Annotated in this window: 21 protein-coding genes and 1 pseudogene; 18 read left to right on the top strand and 4 right to left on the bottom strand. The window is 41.8% G+C overall.

The genetic code is table 11. The annotated features are described in order from the left end of the window. Positions 1–365 precede the first annotated feature (365 nt). The 4 genes from DW862_RS22510 (at position 366) to DW862_RS22495 (ending at position 7,313) form a co-directional block, all read left to right on the top strand. Positions 366–1,775: a Gfo/Idh/MocA family protein gene (locus DW862_RS22510; RefSeq protein ID WP_120070540.1), complete on the top strand. Its 1,410-nt coding sequence runs from the start codon at positions 366–368 to the stop codon at positions 1,773–1,775. A gap of 114 nt (positions 1,776–1,889) precedes the next feature. After that, positions 1,890–2,780 (top strand): YitT family protein, encoded by an 891-nt coding sequence (locus tag DW862_RS22505; RefSeq protein ID WP_004312663.1) that lies wholly within the window; start codon positions 1,890–1,892, stop codon positions 2,778–2,780. A gap of 72 nt (positions 2,781–2,852) precedes the next feature. After that, entirely contained in the window at positions 2,853–6,194 is a 3,342-nt protein-coding gene (locus DW862_RS22500; protein ID WP_165861964.1) for a glycoside hydrolase family 2 TIM barrel-domain containing protein, read from the top strand. A gap of 30 nt (positions 6,195–6,224) precedes the next feature. Continuing rightward, entirely contained in the window at positions 6,225–7,313 is a 1,089-nt protein-coding gene (locus DW862_RS22495; RefSeq protein WP_120070533.1) for a phosphotransferase enzyme family protein, read from the top strand. 211 nt (positions 7,314–7,524) lie between these two features. Here DW862_RS22495 and DW862_RS22490 read toward each other — a convergent pair whose 3' ends face one another. From DW862_RS22490 to truA, 3 genes are read right to left on the bottom strand one after another with little or no spacing between them, the layout of a single operon-like run. Next, positions 7,525–8,190 carry a DUF3256 family protein gene (locus DW862_RS22490; protein WP_120070530.1) on the bottom strand — a complete coding sequence of 222 codons (666 nt, stop codon included), beginning with the start codon at positions 8,188–8,190 and terminating at the stop codon, positions 7,525–7,527. A gap of 45 nt (positions 8,191–8,235) precedes the next feature. Further along, positions 8,236–9,138: a DMT family transporter gene (locus DW862_RS22485; RefSeq protein ID WP_008020829.1), complete on the bottom strand. Its 903-nt coding sequence runs from the start codon at positions 9,136–9,138 to the stop codon at positions 8,236–8,238. 18 nt (positions 9,139–9,156) lie between these two features. Beyond that, positions 9,157–9,906, bottom strand: coding sequence for a tRNA pseudouridine(38-40) synthase TruA (truA, locus tag DW862_RS22480; RefSeq protein ID WP_120070527.1), 750 nt, complete (start codon positions 9,904–9,906; stop codon positions 9,157–9,159). Positions 9,907–10,034: 128 nt separating this feature from the next. On the opposite strand from truA, the gene DW862_RS22475 reads away from it, so the two are divergent. Continuing rightward, positions 10,035–10,532: a hypothetical protein gene (locus DW862_RS22475; protein ID WP_120070524.1), complete on the top strand. Its 498-nt coding sequence runs from the start codon at positions 10,035–10,037 to the stop codon at positions 10,530–10,532. 20 nt (positions 10,533–10,552) lie between these two features. Next, positions 10,553–12,205 carry a flotillin family protein gene (locus DW862_RS22470; RefSeq protein WP_120070520.1) on the top strand — a complete coding sequence of 551 codons (1,653 nt, stop codon included), beginning with the start codon at positions 10,553–10,555 and terminating at the stop codon, positions 12,203–12,205. A gap of 653 nt (positions 12,206–12,858) precedes the next feature. On the opposite strand, the gene DW862_RS22465 is transcribed toward DW862_RS22470, so the two are convergent. Then, entirely contained in the window at positions 12,859–13,296 is a 438-nt protein-coding gene (locus DW862_RS22465) for a DUF6078 family protein (protein WP_008020821.1), read from the bottom strand. 192 nt (positions 13,297–13,488) lie between these two features. On the opposite strand from DW862_RS22465, the gene DW862_RS22460 reads away from it, so the two are divergent. The 12 genes and pseudogenes from DW862_RS22460 to DW862_RS22405 all read left to right on the top strand — a co-directional run bounded on the left by DW862_RS22460 (position 13,489) and on the right by DW862_RS22405 (position 23,815). Continuing rightward, entirely contained in the window at positions 13,489–14,349 is an 861-nt protein-coding gene (locus DW862_RS22460; protein WP_120070516.1) for a hypothetical protein, read from the top strand. Between the two features lie 81 nt (positions 14,350–14,430). Continuing rightward, positions 14,431–15,108: a DUF5715 family protein gene (locus DW862_RS22455; protein ID WP_008020814.1), complete on the top strand. Its 678-nt coding sequence runs from the start codon at positions 14,431–14,433 to the stop codon at positions 15,106–15,108. Positions 15,109–15,218: 110 nt separating this feature from the next. Continuing rightward, positions 15,219–16,778: an ATP-binding protein gene (locus tag DW862_RS22450; protein WP_120070513.1), complete on the top strand. Its 1,560-nt coding sequence runs from the start codon at positions 15,219–15,221 to the stop codon at positions 16,776–16,778. Positions 16,779–16,852: 74 nt separating this feature from the next. Beyond that, entirely contained in the window at positions 16,853–17,845 is a 993-nt protein-coding gene (locus tag DW862_RS22445) for a PhoH family protein (RefSeq protein WP_022199898.1), read from the top strand. 97 nt (positions 17,846–17,942) lie between these two features. Next, positions 17,943–18,887, top strand: a complete 945-nt coding sequence (locus DW862_RS22440) for a phosphoribosylaminoimidazolesuccinocarboxamide synthase (protein ID WP_117809785.1) — start codon at positions 17,943–17,945, stop codon at positions 18,885–18,887. A 161-nt stretch (positions 18,888–19,048) separates the two neighbouring features. Further along, complete coding sequence (gene ubiE / locus DW862_RS22435; protein WP_004315680.1) at positions 19,049–19,786, top strand: bifunctional demethylmenaquinone methyltransferase/2-methoxy-6-polyprenyl-1,4-benzoquinol methylase UbiE; 738 nt, start codon at positions 19,049–19,051, stop codon at positions 19,784–19,786. A gap of 39 nt (positions 19,787–19,825) precedes the next feature. Further along, on the top strand, positions 19,826–20,572 hold the full coding sequence (locus tag DW862_RS22430) for a shikimate dehydrogenase (RefSeq protein ID WP_008645474.1): 747 nt from the start codon (positions 19,826–19,828) through the stop codon (positions 20,570–20,572). An 18-nt stretch (positions 20,573–20,590) separates the two neighbouring features. Beyond that, on the top strand, positions 20,591–21,541 hold the full coding sequence (locus tag DW862_RS22425; RefSeq protein ID WP_165861962.1) for an alpha/beta hydrolase: 951 nt from the start codon (positions 20,591–20,593) through the stop codon (positions 21,539–21,541). 72 nt (positions 21,542–21,613) lie between these two features. After that, positions 21,614–22,537: a YgcG family protein gene (locus DW862_RS22420; protein ID WP_120070510.1), complete on the top strand. Its 924-nt coding sequence runs from the start codon at positions 21,614–21,616 to the stop codon at positions 22,535–22,537. Between the two features lie 71 nt (positions 22,538–22,608). Then, positions 22,609–22,908 carry a hypothetical protein gene (locus DW862_RS22415; protein ID WP_004315684.1) on the top strand — a complete coding sequence of 100 codons (300 nt, stop codon included), beginning with the start codon at positions 22,609–22,611 and terminating at the stop codon, positions 22,906–22,908. Next, complete coding sequence (locus DW862_RS22410) at positions 22,905–23,225, top strand: type II toxin-antitoxin system RelE/ParE family toxin (RefSeq protein ID WP_008645477.1); 321 nt, start codon at positions 22,905–22,907, stop codon at positions 23,223–23,225. The genes DW862_RS22415 and DW862_RS22410 overlap by 4 nt, the downstream gene beginning before the upstream one ends. An 8-nt stretch (positions 23,226–23,233) precedes the next feature. After that, positions 23,234–23,815 (top strand): annotated as a pseudogene (locus tag DW862_RS22405) (LemA family protein). Positions 23,816–23,881: the final 66 nt, after the last annotated feature.

Genomic DNA, 23,881 nt, shown 5'->3' with positions numbered 1-23,881 from the left:
ATATAATTAAGCCCTTTCAGGGCACTCCGCAAAATTATCATTTAGCTCATTTCCGTACAGAAATGAACTATAATGGATTACCGGCTTATGTAGTTAATCAAAACAAAAGTAGTAAACGTTAAGCAATTCTAAAAAGACCACTTCTTTTTAGGAAAGACCTTCTAATGGCCTGTCTTTTATATGTATTTGTCGATACACAAGACTATACAAAATCAGGTAGAAAAAGTTTGAATCATTTTCTACCTCATAATAGAAGTTTATGATGAAAATATCAGTTATAAATATAAATAATTGGCTAATTAATTACTATTTTTGACACGTAAATGAAAAACAGCGAATAACCCCTATTAAAAACTTAAAATATGATGAAGAAACTACTCACAGCCACTGCTATCGGCTTGGCTTTGTTAACTTGGCACACCAGTTGTACTCAACAACCAAAGGCTCCGGAAGCCTTTACTCCTATCAAAGTAGAAACTCCTGCCCGCCCTACCGGACAAGAAGATGTAATCCAACTCGTTACTCCTAAAATTGATACCGTACGTGTCGGTTTCATCGGCTTAGGAATGCGTGGTCCCGGCGCCGTAGCACGCTGGACTCATATTCCGGGAACTAAGATTGTAGCGTTATGCGACCTGCTTCCCGAACGTGTTGAAAAATCACAAGAAATTTTGAAGAATGCCGGACTCCCTGCTGCTGCTTCTTACAGCGGAGAGGAAGATGCATGGAAAAAACTTTGCGAACGGGATGATATTGATCTTGTATACATAGCTACAGACTGGAAGCATCATGCTGCAATGGGCGTCTATGCCATGGAACATGGCAAGCATGTAGCCATCGAAGTTCCTGCCGCTATGACATTGGATGAAATCTGGCAGTTAATCAACACTTCTGAAAAGACCCGCAAGCATTGTATGCAGCTCGAAAACTGTGTATATGACTTCTTTGAACTGACTTCTTTAAATATGGCACAACAGGGCGTATTCGGAGAAGTGCTTCATGTAGAAGGTTCATATATCCACAACCTGGAAGACTTCTGGCCTGAATACTGGAACAACTGGCGAATGGATTATAATCACCTGCATCGCGGTGACGTATATGCGACTCACGGTATGGGTCCCGCTTGTCAGGTACTTAACATCCACCGTGGCGACCGTATGAAAACATTGGTATCTATGGATACGAAAGCTGTCAACGGACCGGCTTACATTAAAAAACAAACAGGAGAAGAAGTGACCGACTTCCAGAATGGTGACCAGACTTCGACCTTGATTCGCACAGAAAATGGCAAAACGATGCTGATCCAGCACAATGTAATGACCCCCCGCCCATACAGCCGCATGTACCAGATAGTGGGAGCCGATGGCTATGCAAGCAAATATCCGATTGAAGAATATTGCCTGCGACCTACACAAGTTGATTCTAAAGATGTGCCTAATCATGAAAATCTGAATGCACATGGCTCTGTATCCGAAAATGTAAAGAAAGCCTTGATGGACAAATATAAAGATCCGATTCACATAGAGTTGGAAGAAACTGCCAAGAAAGTAGGCGGCCACGGTGGTATGGACTTTATCATGGACTACCGTCTGGCATATTGCCTGCAAAATGGATTACCATTAGATATGGACGTTTATGACCTGGCAGAGTGGTGTTGCATGGCCGAACTTACCAGACTTTCCATCGAAAACAATTCTGCTCCGGTAGAAGTCCCCGATTTCACTCGTGGCGGATGGAATAAAGTACAAGGCTATCGTCACGCTTTTGCAAAATAAAACTGAATATATCCTTTTAGCACGAACATAATGAACCAATCCGGCTTCTCCCCCAAAGCCGGATTATTCATGGGTTCGTGTTTGAACATTTTATAGATTATCATAATCACTTTTATGAAAACAGCTATTCCAAAACCTTCTAAGCAAAGCATTATCCGTGAAGCCAGAGATTATGTAATGATTGCCATCGGCATGATTTTGTATGGCATCGGTTGGACCGTTTTTCTACTTCCGAACGATATCACTACCGGGGGAGTACCGGGTATTGCTTCTATTGTATATTGGGCTACGGGTTTTCCCGTACAGTATACGTACTTCAGCATCAACTTCTTTTTATTGCTACTGGCCCTCAAATTGCTGGGGATGAAGTTTTGCATTAAAACTATTTTTGGAGTATTTACCCTCACCTTCTTTCTGTCCGTCATTCAAAAGCTGACAGCAGGTTTCGGACTCCTTCACGACCAGCCCTTTATGGCATGTGTCATTGGAGCATCCTTCTGTGGAGGTGGTATAGGGGTTGCTTTTTCGGCAAACGGAAGCACAGGAGGCACGGATATTATCGCAGCCATCATCAACAAATACCGGGACATCACATTAGGAAGAGTCGTACTCATCTGCGATATGATTATTATTTCTTCCAGTTATTTTGTCTTAAAAGACTGGGAAAAAGTGGTATATGGGTTTGTTACTCTTTATATTTGTAGCTTCGTTCTCGACCAGGTAGTGAATAGTGCCCGCCAATCCGTACAGTTCTTTATCATATCCAATAAATATGAAGAAATAGGACGGCATATCAACGAATATCCACACCGGGGAGTTACGATTATCAATGCAACCGGCTTTTATACAGGACGAGAAGTAAAGATGATGTTCGTATTAGCCAAGAAGAGGGAATCGCCTATCATCTTCCGGTTGATTAAAGATATAGACCCGAATGCATTTGTGTCACAAAGTGCTGTCATCGGAGTTTATGGAGAAGGATTCGATCATATCAAAGTAAAATAAAAAAGAAATGAAAAACCAATATTGAGAAACATGAAATTTCGACCAACCCCCAATTTATTAACAGGCATTTTCATGGGAATATTTTCCCTGACAACATTTAATGTAATGGCTGAAAAAGCCGTGAAACCCTATTGGCAGGATGTGCAGGTAGTTGAAGTCAACAAAGAGTATCCACGCACTTCTTTTATGACATACAACAATCGCGCTGATGCCTTGAGTGGCAAGTTCGAACGGAGCAAGTATTACCGTTTGCTGAACGGAACCTGGAAATTCTACTTTGTAGACTCTCATAAAAAGCTTCCCGACAACATTACTGACCCGAATACGAATACAGATTCGTGGAATGATATTCAGGTACCCGGTAACTGGGAAGTACAAGGACACGGAATAGCCATCTACACCAATCATGGTTATGAATTCAAGCCACGCAATCCGCAACCTCCGGCTCTTCCCGAAGCGAATCCGGTGGGAGTTTACCGTCGGGATATTGATATTCCGACAGATTGGGACGGACGGGATATCTACCTGCATCTGGCAGGAGCCAAGTCCGGCGTATATGTATATATCAACGGGCAAGAAGTTGGATATAGCGAAGACTCCAAAAATCCGGCAGAGTTTCTTATTAACAACTATGTGAAGCCCGGCAAGAACGTGCTTACCGTTAAAATCTTCCGCTGGAGCACTGGTTCCTATCTGGAATGTCAGGATTTCTGGCGCATGAGCGGTATTGAACGCGATGTTTATCTGTATTCACAACCTAAAGCAGCCCTCAAAGATTTCCGGGTGAAGTCTACCCTGGATGACAGCTACAAGAATGGAATCTTCAGCTTGAATGTCGATTTGAGAAATCACGAGAAGGCAGCAACTAATCTCACATTAGTTTATGAGCTATTGGATGCACAGGGAAAAGTAATCTCTACTGAAGAGAAGACCGCCTATATCCCATCGGACGAAGTACGTACACTTTCTTTCGATCAGAAGCTGGCAGATGTCAATACATGGACATCCGAACATCCGAATCTGTACAAACTGCTGATGACCGTCAAAGAGAATGGCAAAATAAATGAGATTATTCCTTTTAATGTAGGATTCCGCCGTATTGAAATCAAACCTATCGAACAAAAAGCTGCTAACGGAAAACCATACGTTTGCCTGTTCATCAATGGTCAGCCACTAAAACTGAAAGGGGTAAATATCCACGAACACAACCCGTCAACAGGTCATTATGTAACAGAAGAGTTAATGCGTCGTGACTTCGAGCTTATGAAGCAACATAACCTGAACAGCGTACGCCTTTGCCACTATCCGCAAGACCGCCGTTTCTACGAACTTTGCGATGAATACGGTCTTTATGTGTACGATGAAGCCAATGTCGAAAGCCACGGAATGTATTACGATCTTCGAAAGGGCGGTTCATTGGGTAACAACCCCGAATGGCTGAAACCACACATGGACCGTACCATCAATATGTTCGAACGCAACAAGAACTATCCGAGCGTCACCTTCTGGTCGTTGGGAAATGAAGCCGGAAACGGATATAATTTCTATCAGACTTACTTGTGGCTGAAAGAGGCTGACAAAGAGCTGATGAATCGCCCTGTCAACTATGAGCGTGCTCAATGGGAATGGAACTCCGATATGTATGTTCCGCAATATCCAGGTGCCGACTGGCTGGAAAATACAGGAAAGAACGGCAGCGACCGTCCTGTAGCTCCTTCCGAATATGCGCACGCAATGGGAAACTCCACCGGAAACCTGTGGGGACAATGGCAGGCGATTTACAAATATCCGAACCTACAGGGTGGATATATCTGGGACTGGGTAGACCAAGGTCTTCTCCAGAAAGATGAGAATGGAAGAGAATACTGGGCTTACGGAGGTGACTTCGGTGTAGACGCGCCGAGCGATGGCAACTTCCTCTGCAACGGTCTTGTCAATCCGGATCGTGGTCCGCATCCGGCAATGGCTGAAGTGAAATATGTACATCAGAATGTAGGCTTTGAGGCAGTAGATGCCGCTGCCGGTATATTCAAAATCACCAACCGTTTCTATTTCACCAATCTGAAAAAGTATCAGATTCACTATAACGTACTCGCTAACGGAAAGACTATAAAAGGTGGAAAAATATCTTTGGATATTGCTCCGCAGGCATCCAAAGAATTCACCGTACCGGTAAACGGCTTGAAAGCCCAACCGGGAGTGGAATATTTTGTAAACTTCAGCGTGACAACCACAGAACCTGAACCGTTGATTCCAACAGGATATGAAATAGCATACGACCAGTTCCAGCTTCCTATCCAGGCAGAGAAAGCTATTTATAAAGCAAACGGTCCGGCACTGAAAACAACGACTCAAGGAGATGAGCTAATCGTTTCTTCTTCCAAAGTGAATTTTGTATTCAACAAGAATAGCGGATTAGTTACCTCGTATAAAGTGGACGGCACAGAATATTTCAAAGACGGATTTGGTATTCAGCCTAACTTCTGGCGTGCTCCTAATGATAATGATTATGGTAATGGCGCTCCTAAACGTTTACAGGTATGGAAGCAATCAAGCAAAAACTTCCACGTAACGGATGCAACCATGACAACAGAGAATAAGGTAGTTTCCTTACATGTGACCTACTTATTGGCTGCCGGCAACTTGTATGTTGTCACATACAAAATCTATCCGAACGGAGTAGTCAATGTAAATGCCAAATTCACGTCAACAGATATGCAGGCAACAGAAACTGAAGTTTCTGAAGCTACCCGCATGGCTACGTTTACTCCCGGAAGTGACGCTGCCCGCAAGGCCGCTTCCAAACTGGAAGTTCCCCGTATCGGTGTTCGTTTCCGCTTGCCGGCACAGATGAACAATGTACAATACTTTGGCCGTGGTCCGGAAGAGAACTATATCGACCGTAATCATGGAACCCTCGTTGGCGTATATAAGACAACAGCAGATAAAATGTACTTCAACTATGTACGTCCACAGGAAAACGGACATCACACCGATACCCGTTGGATCGCTTTATCTCCCGTCAAAGGAAACGGCCTGGTTTTAGTAGCCGACAGTACGATCGGTTTCAATGCCTTGCGCAACTCTATCGAAGACTTTGACTCTGAAGAGGCTCTGCCCCACCCTTACCAATGGAATAACTTTAGCCCGGAAGAAGTAGCCAATCATGATGAGAATGCCGCCCGTAATGTATTGCGGAGAATGCATCATGTTAATGACATCGTTCCAAGAGATTTCGTAGAGGTTTGTGTGGACATGAAGCAACAAGGTGTAGGCGGATATGACAGTTGGGGTGCACGCCCGGAACCTTTCCACCAAATCCCTGCCAATCGTGATTACCATTGGGGATTCACATTAGTACCTGTTCGCTCGGCTAATCAGGCCAACGAGGCGGCTAAATACGATTATCGATAACCTTAGTATAAATTTTTAAAGAAAAAACCCATGAAAGATTTATCTAGCATTGTAGCTAATTTTAAAGTCCAAGGTACGATAGAAGAAATCAAACCTTTGGGTACAGGACTTATTAACGACACTTACAAAGTAAACACCAAAGAAGCAGATGCTCCCGACTACGTTTTGCAACGCATCAATCATGCCATTTTTCAGAATGTAGAGATGCTTCAATCCAATATTACCGCTGTCACCAATCATATTCGCAAGAAACTAACGGAGGCAGGAGAATCGGATATAGAGCGCAAGGTTTTGAGTTTCCTCGAAACAGAAGAGGGTAAAGCATATTGGTTCGACGGTGATAGCTACTGGCGTGTGATGGTATTCATCCCACGCGCCAAAACGTATGAGACGGTGAATCCCGAATATTCAAATTATGCTGGAGAAGCTTTTGGTAACTTCCAGGCTATGCTGGCCGATATTCCGGAAACATTGGGTGAAACCATACCTGACTTCCACAATATGGAGTTCCGCCTCAAACAATTGCGTGAAGCTGTTGCGAAAGATGCTGCCGGACGGGTATCGGAAGTGAAATACTATCTGGACGAAATAGAGAAGCGTGCAGATGAAATGTGTAAAGCAGAACGTTTATATCGTGAAGGAAAACTCCCCAAACGTGTTTGCCACTGCGATACGAAAGTGAATAACATGATGTTCGACGAGGATGGCAAAGTGCTTTGTGTCATCGACCTGGATACGGTAATGCCCAGCTTTGTCTTCTCCGATTATGGCGATTTCCTTCGTACAGGCGCCAACACGGGTGATGAGGATGATAAAGACCTTGATCGTGTAAACTTCAATATGGAAATATTCAAAGCGTTTACCAAAGGCTATCTGAAAGGAGCCAAATCATTCCTGACTCCAATTGAGATAGAGAATCTCCCTTATGCAGCCGCTTTATTCCCATACATGCAGTGTGTACGGTTCTTGGCAGACTATATCAATGGAGATACTTATTATAAAATCAAATATCCGGAGCATAATTTGGTTCGTACTAAAGCACAATTCAAACTGCTTCAAAGTGTGGAAGCCAACACACCGGAAATGATCGCATTTATCAACGAATGCTTGTTAAATTGAAAAATAAGCTACGCTGTGGTGCAGCTATTTTGAGATATTCTCAAAATTAAAAATATAAGGAACTGTCTAGCGAGCTTTAAATATTGAAAATCACCCGCGCTATAACTATCTGTAGCGCGGGTGAAATGATTAATGAGAGACTTGTTAGCCAGCCCCTTTTTTTGAAATCTTTAATCAGGGATATTATTGAATAATCCCTATTTCTCAATTTTTAATCCTCTGTTTTCAATTTAACAAATGCTCCAGTCTTCCAATAATAGACAATAGGACGACGGAGAAATGGTTTCAGTTTCTCTGCCGTCTCCTTTGACATATAGTCGGGAGTAGCTAATGTAACAGTCAATTCTGTATTTTCTTTATTAAAATCAGCTTTCATCAATAATATATCTGCCGAACGGCGTGCTTCGTCAAACTCATAAACACCTGCTGAATCCGGCGTATTCAAAAAGTCGCCCATCACAGGAAGGGTAATAAAGAGAGATGCTGTAAGCGGTTTCCAGTCATCTGTATAGAAACGGATGCTGCTGTCGCAGGCAGGTGCACAAGCTGTAGAGACTGTACAGATCACATTCGTCGAGTCATTCAAAGCCAACACTTTCATTTGCCAGGTAGATTGAGAAGACATCTGCATACGGATATAATCTTTACTTAGATCAGTCATCTCCGACTTCTTGCCGAAACGATTCTCTACTTGCGCTTTCATCTTACTTTCCAGAAAGTCAATACAATCTTCCCGGTTTACTTTGGTTAGTAACGGGCTTAGAGAATCCGGCATATTCACAAACAGCGTTTTGGCTTCTTGTGCCCAAAGAGCGGTCGAAGCAAAGAGTCCGACAGCAGAAAAGAATATAGTGATTACAAGTTTATTTATTTTCATATCTATCTTATTTAACCTGCGACAAACAGATTTTGTGTAACTGTTTTAATTTTTAGACCCCAAATATAAGAATATCATTCCGATTAACACCAGTATAAGGTCAATCGCTTTGCTTTTTAAATTCTTTTCACGGAAGAGAAGTGCACCGAAAGTGAAAGAGACTACTACACTTCCCCGACGGACCATCGAAACAATGGAAATCATGGAATCGTCATAGCTCAATGCGTAAAAGTAAACGAAATCGGCAGCCGATAGGAAGATAGAAATCAGGATAATCGTCCAGTCCCAGCGAAACGGGGTGGTAGACTTTCTTTTAGGCCACCAAAGCAATAACAGAATAGGACACATAATAAACACTTGATAAACATTATACCAGGATTGTACCAGCATCGGATTCAGAGATTTCATCAGATATTTATCATACAATCCGCTGATAGCACCTGTAATGGCAGCCAGCACGATAAAGAATATCCATTTGTTATGCTTAAAATCAATTCCTTCTTTCTTCCCCGAACGACTTAACATAAAGAAAGAAACAATGGCCAGCATTACCCCGATCCATTGATAGAGATTCAACCGTTCGCCAAATACCAGCATCGCTCCCACAAGCACCATCACCGGACGGGTGGCGTTGATAGGTCCTACTATGGTTAAAGGCAGATGTTTCATTCCGAAATATCCGAATATCCACGAAGACAACACGATGAACGACTTGATGATGATATATTTATGCTGTTCCCAGCCAACAACGGGAACATTAAATATCGTTCCTCCCAACAAGTCCGGTTTATATACGGATATCAAGATAAATGGCAGAAAGATGAGACTGGAAAAAAATGTATTTAGAAACAAAACGGGAAGTACCGCATTATCTTTCAACGATTTCTTCTTGAATACATCATAAAAACCCAGCAAAGTAGCCGAGAGAAATGCTAATAATAACCACATGAGAATATTTATTATTTATTATTCAAATATACTTTCGGGATATTCCACATTTACCAGAAACAGGGCTTGCCCCGGAGCAGATGTTCCGGCTTTGCAACGGTCTTGTTGTTCGATAACCCGCCGGAAGCCTTCAACAGTAAGTTTCCCTCGTCCCACTTCAATCAGCGTACCTACGATAGCTCGCACCATATTTCGCAGGAAACGGTCGGCACGGATGGTAAACACCCAAGTAGCATCATCTTCCTGCGTCCATTCGGCATGAGTGATATGGCAGATATTGGTCTTTACATCCGTATGAAGTTTGCTGAAGCTCGTAAAGTCAGTATACTCGAAAAGGGTACGTGCAGCTTCGTTCATAAGTGCATAATCCAACTGATTATAAACTCGCCAACGATATTGCCGGTTAAAAGGATATTTCGATGTCGTTACATAATACTTGTAAGTTCGCGCAGTCGCATCAAAGCGGGCATGCGCATCCGGATTGACACGGCAAACCCGGTAAACGGAAATGTCCGGAGGTAACAAACGGTTTAATTTATCGGCAACTGATATTTCATCCAACGGCTCATCGAAGTCAAAATGAGCGATCATCAGAGAAGCATGCACTCCGGCGTCCGTACGGCCCGCTCCTATTATTTCTATTTCGCGACGCAGAAAGGTAGACAATGCTTTCATCAGGCATTCCTGCACACTAATCCCATTCGGTTGAATTTGCCAACCATGATAGTTGGTCCCGTCGTAAGCCAAATAAATAAAATACCTTTGCACGCTAATTCCTCATTTTAGGGTTTTCGCGCGCAAAATTAATCATTTTATCTCATTTATCTTTGTATAATTCACATAAACCTGTATATTTACAGGACAAAATAATCATGATTTACTAATACCCCACAATTATGAGTAGTACCATTTTCCTCATCATCGCCCTCGTCACGACAGGCATCTTTCTTATCCAATTCGTATTATCCATCTTTTTCGGAGATATAGATGCAGATGTAGACATGGATGCTGATATCAGTAGTGTAGTTTCTTTTAAAGGACTTACCCATTTCGGAATTGGATTCGGCTGGTACATGTATCTGGCAGGAAACACGGAAATGCAAAGTTACGTCATTGGTATTCTAGTAGGTCTTTTCTTTGTTTTTGCCGTCTGGTTCCTCTATAAAAAAGCATACCAACTGCAACAAGTGAACCACAACGAGCAAACCGATCAGCTTGTGGGACGGGAATGTGTGATCTATTTCAAACAAAGCGACAGCAAATATACTGTACAGACCACCCGGGACGGAGCCATGCGCGAAGTAGACGTCATCTCCGAATCCGGAAAAACATATCAGACTGGCGACAGAACGATTATCACCAGTTACAAAGACGGAACACTATTCATTCAATAATTATTCAAATACACAATTTTATGACACAAGAAATGTTAATCATGGCTGCTATATTAGTGGCAGTCATCCTACTCACTTTTATTGGTATCCTTTCGCGTTACCGTAAATGTAAGAGTGATGAAGTCCTCGTTGTATATGGTAAAACGGGAGGGGATAAGAAATCGGCAAAGCTATATCATGGTGGAGCTGCTTTTGTATGGCCGATTATCCAAGGATACGAATTCCTTTCCATGAAACCAATGCAAATCGAATGTAAACTGACCGGCGCGCTATCCGCTCAAAACATTCGTGTAGATGTGCCGACTACAATCACTGTAGCTATCAGCACCGATCCTGAAGTGATGCAAAATGCTGCTGAACGTATGCTGGGCTTAACGATGGATGACAAGCAGAACTTAATTACTGATGTTGTGTACGGTCAGATGCGTATGGTGATCGCCGATATGACTATCGAAGAATTAAATTCAGACCGTGATAAGTTCCTGGCTAAAGTGAAAGATAACATCGATACCGAACTTCGCAAATTCGGTTTGTATCTGATGAACATCAACATCAGTGATATTCGCGACGCTGCCAACTACATTGTCAACTTAGGTAAGGAAGCTGAAAGTAAAGCACTGAACGAAGCACAGGCTAACATCGAAGAACAGGAAAAGCTGGGTGCTATCAAAATTGCCAATCAGATTAAAGAACGCGAAACTAAAGTTGCGGAAACCCGCAAAGACCAGGATATCGCTATTGCAGAAACGAAGAAACAACAGGAAATCTCTGTTGCAAATGCGGATAAGGACAGAATCTCGCAAGTAGCCATCGCCAATGCGGAAAAAGAATCGCAAGTAGCAAAGGCTGAAGCTGAAAAGAACATCCGTATCGAGCAGGCAAATACTGAAAAGGAAAGCCGTGTTGCCGAACTAAACTCGGATATGGAAATCAAACAGGCAGAAGCTGCCAAGAAAGCTGCCATCGGACGAAATGACGCACAGAAAGAGGTGGCTCTTTCCAATGCAGAACTAGCTGTAACACAAGCCAATGCCGACAAGCAAGCTGGTGAAGCTGCCGCAAAATCGGAAGCTGCCGTACAGACTGCACGCGAAATTGCGCAAAAAGAAGTGGAAGAAGCTAAGGCACGAAAAGTGGAATCTTCATTGAAGGCTGAAAAGATTGTTCCTGCGGAAATCGCCAGACAGGAAGCTATCCTTCAGGCAAATGCCATCGCTGAAAAGATTACCCGCGAAGCGGAAGCCCGTGCAAAAGCTACTTTGGCACAAGCCGAAGCGGAAGCAAAAGCTATCCAATTGAAACTGGAAGCCGAAGCGGAAGGTAAGAAGAAATCATTACTTGCGGAAGCGGAAGGTTTCGAAGCAATGGTAAGAGCGGCTGAATCGAATCCGGCTATCGCTATCCAATATAAGATGGTAGACCAGTGGAAGGAAATCGCCGGCGAACAGGTAAAGGCGTTCGAACACATGAACTTAGGAAATATCACTGTTTTCGACGGAGGAAACGGAGGTACAAGCAACTTCCTGAACACATTGGTGAAAACAGTAGCTCCAAGTCTCGGTGTATTGGATAAATTGCCTATCGGTGAAACAGTAAAAGGTATTATCAATCCGGAAAGCAAAACGGAAGAAAAGCCTGCAACAAAAGCTGACGAGAAAAAAGATAAGAAATAGTTGTGATCCGACATAATATACGCTGATGAGAAAAGAATGATTACTTGTTCTCATCAGCGTTTGTTTTTTATAATATAACTCGAATAAATCTTCTTTGAATATTCCGGATTTATTACGTTCTTTATGTTACATAAAATGTGTTACACAAAATATGTAATAAGTCGTGAAGCCATATCGCTCATTCTTTGTATACAGTTACAATAATCCCGGAATGTCGCCTATTTCGGTCAGCTCCGCTTAGGGCACTAGAAATGATTTTGCGAAATCATTTCTCATATTCTCATACTTTATAGGATAATCATCTGTAATTCAAAGCAATAACACTATGAGAAATACTTTTCAAAAAGGTGTTTCTCATAGTATTTTGCCTGAAATGTCACAAAAAACCGGTATTTCTCATACTTTCATCATGCATTTCTCATACCGGAACTGCTATATAATACCTACATAATAAATGTCAACCCAACCCGAAGATAAGAAAAAAGGTAGTCAACTATTATCAGGGTATTACAGACCCCGGTAGTCCCACATATTGTGGGAAAAGATTCCCTAGCTGGAGAGAATTTATTCCCTCATTTTGCGGGAATAAATTCCCATAATATAAGAGAATACTTTCCCACAATATATGGAACTACCGGGACTAACGGATATACTTACCCAAGATCATAGTATTCGATATATTCATCATATTGAGGCGTTTCTGTAACTCCCCTCTTTCGAAAAAGTTCTTGTATATACTTTTGTTCCTTTGGCTTAATCAACCGTTCTTTATTGCAACAACGATAATAGATCGTTTTGCCGAAGTAGGCTATCATCTGTCGCTTGATAACGGTGGCATCAGCAAGCGGCACCCGGTCCAGCAAATGTTTCATTCCCCGTGCAAACAACACCGGCTTTTCATCAATAAAGTAAGTACAGTCTTCACCATCGGAGGTGACATGTTCGGGATTAATAACCATTACAGCAGCCCGCTCTTTCGGCATTCGGAGAGTTACTTGTCGTCGCAGACATTTGTCCGCACGCAAACAATGTCCATTCAAGCAATGAGCGAAGCTAACGGGCATAGAATTGTAATCGAAATCTGTTTTCATGTGTGTTATGTTTAGTGGGAAAGTGGCCTATTTTTTATAAACCGCTACAAATGTATAAAAATAGCTGGAGGACAGGAAATAAATATACTATTTACTTCAACATATTGATAAAATCTTTATATTTGTCTCCAACATCAACACAGGAACTTATAAGATTATATCTCTCCTGCAAAACTATAAAACAGAATAATCATGAAGACAAAACATTTACTTGGAGCACTACTGTCATTTCTCTATACAATTATCTTTTTTAGCTGTGGAAATAACGATGAAAAAAAGATATATTCTTTATCCTTCGAAAAAGAGTATTACGAACGACCTTTGTTAGGAACAACCAATATCACCATCACAGGTGGAAACAGGGACTACACCGTAACTGTAGAAAAAACTGACATTTTAAATATAGATGTAGATTTATCCAGTTCGATAGGAATGGGAAGCTTAAGGATCACCCCCAAAAAGAAAGGAGAAACAAAGGTGAAAGTAAAAGATAATATCACCAACGAAACGGTTGATTTAAGAATTAAAATTACAGACAGTTATTTGGCATACGCTATAAAAAAAAGTAATCATCCGGCACTTTCTAATGGCACTGTAGTTTATCTTATTAACAATGAAGCTAAAGATTGCTATTTTTTCCGTTATATTGAGTCTAGAGACGAAATATCTCGTATTCCAATAGCAAAAGGAACATACGATTTTTTCACCAAGTTAGAAAGCGGTTCCGGCAACTCGTCTCCTACATACGCCATACCTTATTTAACACTAAACTATGCATCTGACGAACAAGGAAATTTCAGCGATGCAACAGTTCCTCCCACCCCTCACAAATTAAGATTTGAACTATACGATGGAGTTACGAGTGCAAATGCCGTTCTAAATCTTATATCAAAATTTCTAGGTGTAGATTGGAAAGAACTTGTAGAAAAAGCTCTTTCCAGAAGTGAACATACAATAGTACCCACACTAAAAACAACAATTGACAATACAGATTATACCATAATAGGTATATTAAATACCTATCCTGAAATACCAGAGAATATTTTGGAATAGCCCCAAAGTATGAGCCAGAAAATAAAGCAAAGCATAGAACGTATAAAAAAATAGCGTATATTTGCGAGCAAAAAATATAAAATGACTATTTATAAGCTTCGCATATTACCGCTATTTTTACTAGTTATTGGGCTTACAACGCTTACTTCGGGCTGCAAAAAGAAAGACATGTCGCTGAAACTGAATGAGCCACGCAATATTCGTGGCGTCGTCAGCTATAAACGTTCTTTCCCTGATTTGAATGACGCACATCTGGAAGTAGCCAAAAAGATAGGGATTCGTCCATTGGCAGACCGGGAAGCAGCAGAAGATATGAAAGAAAAGCTAACTCATATTACTGACAATGAGTTTTATGTAGTAGATTCATTGACGCACTCTATCCCCTATCTCGTACCGCGTGCCAGTGCACTGCTCGATACAATCGGTTCCAACTTTCTCGATTCATTGGCTGCAAAAGGCTTGAATCCGAATCAGGTAATCATCACTTCCGTATTGCGTACCGAAAACGATGTGAAACGCCTCCGCCGTCGCAACGGAAATGCTTCCGCCAACTCGGCACACTGCTTTGGAGCCACCTTTGACGTCAGTTGGAAACGTTTCAAAAAGGTAGAAGACAAGGATGGAAGACCGTTACAGGATGTAAGTGCCGACACACTGAAACTTGTCTTGTCCGAGGTTTTAAGAGACCTGCGACAAGCTGAAAAATGCTACATCAAATATGAATTGAAGCAAGGTTGTTTCCATATCACCGCCCGATAAATACCCTTTTTCAAAATCTTTGACCAGCATATCATAAAACCTTCAAGGTAAATTTTGCGTTAAGATGGAAAACAGCTATCTTTGTATGAATCCAACGCTAAAAGAATCAGATTATGAGCAAGCTATATCCTATCGGCATACAGAATTTTGAAAGTCTCCGTAACGATGGTTATCTCTATGTAGATAAAACCAGACTCATTTACCAATTAGTAAAAACCGGCCGTTACTATTTTCTTAGCCGCCCGCGCCGCTTTGGGAAGAGCCTGTTGATATCCACCCTTGAAGCTTATTTTTCAGGGAAAAAGGAACTCTTTACGAATTTAGCCATAGAGGAACTGGAGAAAGAATGGATCAAATATCCCATTCTCCACATGGATCTTAACACCGAAAAATATGATACATTGGAAAGTCTGGAAAGTATCTTAAACTTCACATTGGGAAAGTGGGAACGATTGTATGGCACCGCTCCTTCAGAAACAACCTTTGCGTTGCGTTTCCGGGGCATCATCGAACGGGCCAACAAGCAAGCCGGACAACGCGTCGTTATCCTTATTGACGAATACGACAAACCGATGTTACAGGCAATAGGCAACGAACCACTTCAGCGAAAATTCCGCAATACGATGAAGGCTTTCTATAGTGTATTGAAAACTATGGACGGTCATATCAAATTTGCTTTCTTGACAGGTGTCACCAAGTTCGGTAAAGTCAGTGTATTCAGCGACCTGAACAACCTGATAGATATTTCTATGGACGAACAGTACGTGGAACTCTGCGGAATCACAGAAAAAGAAATCCACGATATCATGGAAGAAGACCTGCATATCTTGGCAGATAAACAGAAAATGACTTATGAGGAGGTATGCTCCGAACTGAAAGAATGTTATGATGGTTATCATTTCGTAGAAAATTCCATAGGAATATACAACCCATTCAGTTTGCTCAATACATTCTATAAAATGAAATTCGGTAGTTACTGGTTTGAAACCGGCACCCCGACTTATTTGGTAGAATTACTAAAGAAATCCAATTATAATCTCCAACGTATCACCCATGAAGAAACGGATGCAGATGTACTGAACAGCATTGATTCGACGTCCCGAAATCCTATTCCGGTTATCTATCAAAGTGGATATCTTACGATCAAAGGATTCGACAATCGCTTTGGGATTTATCGACTGGGATTTCCCAATCGGGAAGTAGAAGAAGGTTTTGTAAAATACCTCCTTCCGTTCTATACCAATATAGATGTAATCGAATCTCCTTTCCAAATACGGCAGTTTGTCGATGAAGTGGAACAAGGTGATTATGATGCCTTTTTCCGCCGCCTGCAAAGTTTCTTTGCCGATACACCTTACGAATTGGTACGCGATTTGGAACTACATTATCAAAATGTACTCTTCATCGTATTTAAACTCATTGGATTCTATGTAAAAGCAGAGTATCATACCTCACAAGGACGCATTGACCTCGTCCTGCAAACCGAGCATTTCATCTATGTGATGGAATTCAAACTGGAGGGAACCGCCGAAGAAGCTCTGCAACAAATCAATGACAAACATTATGCACAAGCATTTGCTGCCGACAAGCGACAAATATTTAAAATAGGCATTAATTTCAGTAATGAAACAAGAAACATCGAAAAGTGGATAGTAGAAGATTTGCAGTAAAATTCACCTCCAAACAATCAGAGAATCCAAAACGTTTGATTAAATTTGCAGAAATTTTTCTTTAATACAACTTAATGATAGAGAAGCTGATTGTTCTTGAGGACATTGATCCGGTTATTTTTTACGGTGTAAACAACGCCAACATACAGTTAATTAAAGCTTTATATCCAAAGCTACGCATAGTTGCCCGAGGCAATGTCATCAAAGTGCTGGGCGACGAGGAGGAAATGTGTGCCTTCGAAGAAAATATCACCAAACTTGAAAAGTACTGCGCCGAATATAATTCACTGAAAGAAGAAGTTATCATTGACATTATAAAAGGAAATGCTCCGCAAGCGGAACAGACAGGAAACGTGATTGTGTTCAGCGTCACGGGCAAGCCTATCATCCCCCGAAGCGAAAACCAGTTGAAACTGGTAGAAGGATTCGCCAAAAATGATATGGTATTCGCCATCGGTCCGGCAGGTTCGGGAAAAACATACACTGCTATCGCCCTTGCCGTGCGTGCATTGAAAAACAAAGAAATCAAAAAAATCATTCTTAGCCGCCCCGCCGTAGAAGCCGGAGAAAAACTCGGTTTCCTGCCCGGCGACATGAAAGATAAGATCGATCCATACCTACAACCTTTATATGACGCCTTGCAGGATATGATACCTGCCGCCAAGTTAAAGGAATACATGGAATTGAACATTATCCAAATTGCCCCGTTAGCCTTTATGCGCGGACGTACGCTAAATGATGCAGTCGTTATATTGGACGAAGCCCAGAATACTACCGCACAACAAATCAAAATGTTCCTCACCCGTATGGGTATGAACACCAAAATGATTGTGACGGGAGACATGACACAGATTGACCTTCCCGCTTCACAAACATCGGGATTGGTGCAAGCCCTCCGCATCTTGAAGGGAGTGAAAGGGATCAGTTTTGTTGAACTGAATAAGAAAGATATCGTACGCCATAAACTGGTGGAACGTATCGTGGATGCTTACGAAAAGTTCGATAAAGAAGCGAAAGCCGAACGGAACGGTTCACCACAGAGGACACAGAGTACACAGAGGATTTAATCCAAATATCTCAATGAAGACTCTGTGTACTCCGTGTCCTCCGTGTCCTCCGTGGTGAAATTAAAGAAAGAAGCATAATTTTAATATATATATCATTATGAAAGCATTAACAAAAACAGATTTCAACTTTCCGGGACAGAAAAGTGTGTACCACGGAAAAGTGCGCGATGTGTACAACATCAACGGCGAAAAACTCGTCATGGTAGCAACCGACCGTATTTCGGCCTTTGACGTAGTACTACCTGAAGGTATTCCTTACAAAGGACAAATGCTGAACCAGATTGCAGCTAAATTCCTCGATGCCACTACTGACATCTGTCCGAACTGGAAACTGGCTACTCCGGACCCAATGGTAACAGTGGGTGTGTTGTGTGAAGGTTTTCCAGTGGAAATGATTGTACGTGGTTACCTGTGCGGTAGCGCATGGCGGGCTTACAAAAGCGGTGTACGCGAGATTTGCGGCGTAAAATTGCCGGACGGAATGCGCGAAAACCAAAAATTCCCCGAACCGATCGTCACTCCGACTACGAAAGCAGAAATGGGATTGCACGACGAAGACATCTCTAAAGAAGAAATCCTGAAACAGGGATTGGCTACTCCGGAAGAGTATGAAATCCTCGAAAAATATACATTAGCCCTTTTCAAACGCGGTACTGAAATCGCAGCAGAACGCGGACTGATTCTCGTAGATACAAAATACGAATTCGGCAAGCACAACGGTACTATCTACCTGATGGACGAAATCCACACTCCAGATTCAAGCCGTTATTTCTATGCTGAAGGTTACCAGGAACGTTTCGAAAAAGGCGAACCACAGAAACAACTTTCTAAAGAGTTCGTTCGCGAATGGTTGATGGAAAACGGTTTCCAGGGCAAAGACGGTCAGAAAGTGCCTGAAATGACTCCGGCTATCGTACAAAGCATCAGTGACCGTTACATCGAATTGTTCGAAAACATCACCGGTGAGAAATTTGTGAAAGAAGATACCACCAACATCGCTGAACGTATATTCAAAAACGTTGAAACGTTCTTGAATCGTTGATAGTCAACAAATGACAGATAATAAATGATAGTTGACAGATAATGAATGACAGTTCGTATGCAATTCATCGCATATAACTTCAACCTTAATTATTATCCGCCAACTATCATTTATCAACTATCATCTTCTAACTATCATTTATCAACTATCAATTAAAAAGAATGGACTACCCACAACAACATATCAAGCCTTACGACGAAGAAGGGAAAAAGACCGAGCAAGTGGAACGAATGTTCGACAACATCGCGCATGCATACGATAAGCTGAACCATACCTTATCTCTAGGTATCGACCGCAGCTGGCGCAAAAAAGCGATTGCCTGGTTACGCCCTTTCCAACCGCAGCGTATGATGGATGTAGCTACCGGCACAGGAGATTTTGCTATCCTCGCCTGTCGTAAACTGCAACCTGCCGAACTGATCGGGACGGACATCTCGGAAGGCATGATGAATGTGGGACGTGAAAAAGTAAAAAAGGAAGGACTATCGGACAAGATCTCTTTTGCCCGGGAGGACTGTACTTCACTCTCTTTTGCCGACAATGATTTTGACGCCATCACCGTAGCTTTCGGTATCCGCAATTTCGAAGACCTCGACAAAGGACTCTCCGAAATGTGCCGTGTATTGAAACCGGGCGGTCATCTTGTGATTTTGGAACTTACCACTCCGGACCGTTTCCCGATGAAACAATTGTTTTCCATCTACTCAAAAGTCGTCATTCCATTATTGGGCAAACTGCTCTCCAAAGATAACAGTGCCTACCGCTATCTGCCGGATACCATCAAAGTATTTCCTCAAGGGGAAGTGATGAAAGGAGTCATCGCCCGAGCCGGATTTAGCGAAGTCAACTTCAAACGGCTGACCTTTGGCATCTGCACTCTTTATACCGCAACAAAATAGCAATTCATTGTGAATGATTAATTTAACCCTTATTATATTATGGAAAAATATGGTTTAATCGGCTATCCTCTGCGACATTCATTTTCTATCGGATACTTTAATGAGAAGTTCAAATCCGAAGGAATCAATGCAGAGTATGTGAATTTCGAGATTCCCAGTATCAATAACTTCATGGAAGTGATCGAAGAGAATCCCAACCTGTGCGGGCTCAATGTCACCATCCCTTACAAAGAACAAGTGATTCCTTTTCTGGATGAACTCGATCGTGACACCGCAAAGATAGGCGCAGTCAATGTAATTAAAATCATTCGCCAGCCAAAAGGAAAAGTCAAATTGGTGGGTTACAACTCCGATATCATTGGATTCACTCAATCTATCCAGCCCTTGTTGCAGCCTCATCACAAGAAAGCGCTGATTTTGGGTACCGGCGGAGCTTCCAAAGCTGTCTACCACGGTCTGAAGAATCTAGGTATCGAAAGCATCTTCGTATCGCGCACCCACAAAGCCGACGATATGCTGACTTATGAAGAACTGACTCCCGAAATTATGGCAGAATACACAGTCATTGTCAATAGTACCCCCGTAGGAATGTTTCCTAAGGTAGATTTCTGCCCTAATATCCCTTATGAACTTCTGACACCAAACCATTTGCTCTACGATTTGTTATATAATCCGAACGTTACGCTGTTCATGAAAAAAGGAGAAGCGCAAGGGGCTGTTGTGAAAAACGGTCTGGAAATGCTCCTGCTTCAGGCATTTGCCGCCTGGGAGATATGGCATAAATAAGGGTTAAAAGAAGTTTTTATGAGGAGAAAAGTAGTATATAGCATCATTATTATCATGCTGGCATTGACCGGCTGCACCATCGGAGGAAGTTTTTATATGTTAAACTTCTCATTGACTCCGAATGGCAAAATTTTGTCTAAAGATGCTGACTCTTATCCTTTTATGTATAAAAACTACCCTTTCTTGCGTCCATGGGTGGATAGTCTGAAACAAGTGGATGCACTGAAAGACACTTTCATTATTAACCCGCACGGAATACAACTGCATGCTTATTATGTGGCTGCTCCCCAACCCACCAGCAAGACCGCAGTCATTGTACACGGATATACAGATAATGCTATCCGCATGTTTATGATCGGTTATCTGTATAATCGTGATTTAGGATATAATATATTACTCCCCGACCTGCAACATCAGGGAGAAAGTGAAGGTCCTGCCATTCAAATGGGCTGGAAAGACCGTCTAGATGTATTGCAATGGATGAACATCGCTAATGAAATCTTTGGAGACAGCACGCAAATGGTTGTACACGGAATTTCAATGGGAGGTGCCACCACCATGATGGTATCTGGTGAGGAACAAAAGCCATTTGTCAAATGCTTTGTAGAAGATTGCGGTTACACCAGTGTATGGGACGAATTCTCACACGAGTTGAAAACAAGTTTCCATCTTCCTCCTTTTCCACTCATGTACACCACAAGCTGGCTTTGTGAAAAGAAATATGGATGGAATTTCAAAGAAGCTTCTTCACTGAAACAGGTAGCCAAATCACAACTTCCAATGTTATTTATCCACGGGGACAAAGACACGTATGTGCCTACCTGGATGGTATACCCGCTTTACGAAGCCAAACCGGAGCCCAAGGAACTATGGATTGTGCCGGGAGCCGCTCATGCCGTTTCATACCAAGAGAATAAACAGGAGTACACCGACCGAGTCCGTGCATTCGTCGGACGATACATCCATTAAACCTATTATAACAAGGAGTTTTAGATTCATAACAGAAAAAGTTTCTATATTTGCAAAGATAAAACAAGCGTTATGAAATCAATATTAACTTTTATACTAGCAACTTTTCTTCTGTTCCCACTACAAGCTCAAGAGAAAGTATATACGGTAGACAACCTTCCGAAAGTTCACCTGCAAAACAAAATGCAATATGTTTGCAACCCGGCCGGCATACTTTCACAGGCTGCTTGTGACAGTATAGACTCCATGCTTTATGCCTTGGAACAACAAACAGGAATTGAAACAATGGTTGCCGTAGTTCCCTCAATCGGAGAAGAAGATTGTTTCGACTTCTGTCATCAGCTGCTTAATAAATGGGGTGTAGGAAAAAAAGGCAAAAACAATGGATTAGTCATTTTATTAGTCACCGATCAACGCTGTATACAGTTCTATACCGGTTATGGTCTGGAAGGAGTACTTCCTGATGCTATCTGCAAAAGGATTCAAACAAGATATATGATTCCTTACCTCAAAGATGGGAATTGGGATGCAGGAATGGTGGCTGGTATAAAAGCGACTTGTCAGCGGCTCGACGGCTCGATGGAAAATGATGCTCTCTCCGATTCTAACAGTGGTGGTTCTTTTGATTTTATTCTTGCCATCCTTTGTTTTATCGCCATTGGCGGAGGTCTTGCTTTCTTTTCAGCACGCAAACAAAGTCGCTGTCCAAATTGTGGTAAACATCAATTGCAGAGAAGCGGAAGCAGAGTCGTATCCCGGATTAATGGAGTGAAGACCGAAGATGTCACCTATACATGTAGAAACTGCGGACATACCATCATACGTCGCCAGCAAAGTTATGACAATGATTACCATCACCGGGGCGGTGGCGGAGGCGGTCCGTTCATTGGTGGTTTTGGCGGAGGCAGAGGTGGTTTCGGAGGCGGAGGCGGTTTCGGTGGAGGCAGCTTTGGCGGAGGAATGGGCGGAGGCGGTGGTGCCGGTTCTCGTTTCTAAAATAAATGTTATCCAATGCCCTAGTTTCGAAATAAATTAGTAACTTTACCTAATGACTAAGACAGAAGAAAATGAAAGAGAATAAAGAATATCAAGAAAAAAAAGAACAAGAAAAAGTTGTCCATGAGCCAACTGGTTCTTACGGTATGGACACCATCACCATGAGACAGAAAATTATGGAACGAGTTATGTTAATGGAAGAAAATCAGCTCAAAGAAATGCTTCGATTCTCCAACGAATTGGAACAAAAATCATGGTTATTACCACATACTCAAGAAGAATTAGAGATCGCAATCAACAGAGGTATGGAGGATGTCAAGGCAGGAAGAATTGTTTCACATGAGGATGTTCTCAAATATTATATGAAATGACAAATATTGTTTGGACTCAATCGGCTTTGCAAACGCTAGAATTAGTTTATTTACAAACATTACAATATACAAAAAACGAACGTATAGCTGCTAAATTACATAATAAACTTATCAAAGAAGCAGAGATGCTTAGAACTTTCCCAAATGCGGGAAACATTCTAAATACTTCAGAAAGAGTTACACTCTGTTACAGAGCATTAGTAGTAGACACTAATTATAAACTTATTTATTACGTTGATGCTAATAAGGATGTAATCATTGTGACAGTTTGGGACGTTCGTCAAAACCCTGATAAATTAACAAAAACTATAGAATAATTAGAAACATGAAGAAGTCAATTATTATCATCTTAGCCGTTGTGGCTATCCTTGTTATATGGGCAGTAAGTGTATATAACGGTCTGGTTACTATGGACGAGAATGTAAGTGGTCAATGGGCAAATGTAGAAACTCAATATCAACGTCGTGCCGACTTGATTCCTAACTTGGTAAACACAGTGAAAGGATATGCGACACATGAAAAGGAAACCTTGGAAGGAGTTGTTGCCGCACGTAGCCAGGCTACTCAAATCAAAGTAGATGCTGCCGACCTGACACCGGAAAAGCTGGCGCAATACCAAAAGGCACAAGGTGCTGTAACATCAGCATTGGGCAAGTTATTAGCCATCACCGAGAATTATCCGGACCTGAAAGCTAACCAGAACTTCCTGGAACTTCAAGCTCAACTAGAAGGAACCGAAAACCGTATCAATGTAGCACGCAAAAACTTCAATGATGCTGCATAAGCTTATAACACCAATATCCGCCGTTTCCCGAAGAATATCTTTGCAGGAATGTTCGGCTTCGATAAGAAAGCATATTTTGAAGCAGAGGAAGGAAGTGAAAAGGCTCCGAAGGTAGAATTCTAAAAAAAGATTAGATAAAACACTTCTATATTAAGAGTTAAATTCATAGTTCTCATTACTATGATTTTA

Origin of the sequence: Bacteroides sp. AM37-9 (genome assembly GCF_003603455.1) — a bacterium.
Lineage (GTDB): Bacteria > Bacteroidota > Bacteroidia > Bacteroidales > Bacteroidaceae > Bacteroides > Bacteroides xylanisolvens.
This window is presented reverse-complemented; position numbering and strand designations above follow the sequence as displayed.

Excerpts from the sequence above, each read along its gene's own strand:
- DW862_RS22510 (WP_120070540.1), top strand. The coding sequence starts at position 366 with ATGAAGAAACTACTCACAGCCACTGCTATCGGCTTGGCTTTGTTAACT.
- DW862_RS22505 (WP_004312663.1), top strand. The coding sequence starts at position 1,890 with ATGAAAACAGCTATTCCAAAACCTTCTAAGCAAAGCATTATCCGTGAA.
- DW862_RS22500 (WP_165861964.1), top strand. The coding sequence starts at position 2,853 with ATGGGAATATTTTCCCTGACAACATTTAATGTAATGGCTGAAAAAGCC.
- DW862_RS22495 (WP_120070533.1), top strand. The coding sequence starts at position 6,225 with ATGAAAGATTTATCTAGCATTGTAGCTAATTTTAAAGTCCAAGGTACG.
- DW862_RS22490 (WP_120070530.1), bottom strand. The coding sequence starts at position 8,190 with ATGAAAATAAATAAACTTGTAATCACTATATTCTTTTCTGCTGTCGGA.
- DW862_RS22485 (WP_008020829.1), bottom strand. The coding sequence starts at position 9,138 with ATGTGGTTATTATTAGCATTTCTCTCGGCTACTTTGCTGGGTTTTTAT.
- DW862_RS22475 (WP_120070524.1), top strand. The coding sequence starts at position 10,035 with ATGAGTAGTACCATTTTCCTCATCATCGCCCTCGTCACGACAGGCATC.
- DW862_RS22470 (WP_120070520.1), top strand. The coding sequence starts at position 10,553 with ATGACACAAGAAATGTTAATCATGGCTGCTATATTAGTGGCAGTCATC.
- DW862_RS22465 (WP_008020821.1), bottom strand. The coding sequence starts at position 13,296 with ATGAAAACAGATTTCGATTACAATTCTATGCCCGTTAGCTTCGCTCAT.
- DW862_RS22460 (WP_120070516.1), top strand. The coding sequence starts at position 13,489 with ATGAAGACAAAACATTTACTTGGAGCACTACTGTCATTTCTCTATACA.
- DW862_RS22455 (WP_008020814.1), top strand. The coding sequence starts at position 14,431 with ATGACTATTTATAAGCTTCGCATATTACCGCTATTTTTACTAGTTATT.
- DW862_RS22445 (WP_022199898.1), top strand. The coding sequence starts at position 16,853 with ATGATAGAGAAGCTGATTGTTCTTGAGGACATTGATCCGGTTATTTTT.
- DW862_RS22440 (WP_117809785.1), top strand. The coding sequence starts at position 17,943 with ATGAAAGCATTAACAAAAACAGATTTCAACTTTCCGGGACAGAAAAGT.
- ubiE (WP_004315680.1), top strand. The coding sequence starts at position 19,049 with ATGGACTACCCACAACAACATATCAAGCCTTACGACGAAGAAGGGAAA.
- DW862_RS22430 (WP_008645474.1), top strand. The coding sequence starts at position 19,826 with ATGGAAAAATATGGTTTAATCGGCTATCCTCTGCGACATTCATTTTCT.
- DW862_RS22425 (WP_165861962.1), top strand. The coding sequence starts at position 20,591 with ATGAGGAGAAAAGTAGTATATAGCATCATTATTATCATGCTGGCATTG.
- DW862_RS22420 (WP_120070510.1), top strand. The coding sequence starts at position 21,614 with ATGAAATCAATATTAACTTTTATACTAGCAACTTTTCTTCTGTTCCCA.
- DW862_RS22415 (WP_004315684.1), top strand. The coding sequence starts at position 22,609 with ATGAAAGAGAATAAAGAATATCAAGAAAAAAAAGAACAAGAAAAAGTT.
- DW862_RS22410 (WP_008645477.1), top strand. The coding sequence starts at position 22,905 with ATGACAAATATTGTTTGGACTCAATCGGCTTTGCAAACGCTAGAATTA.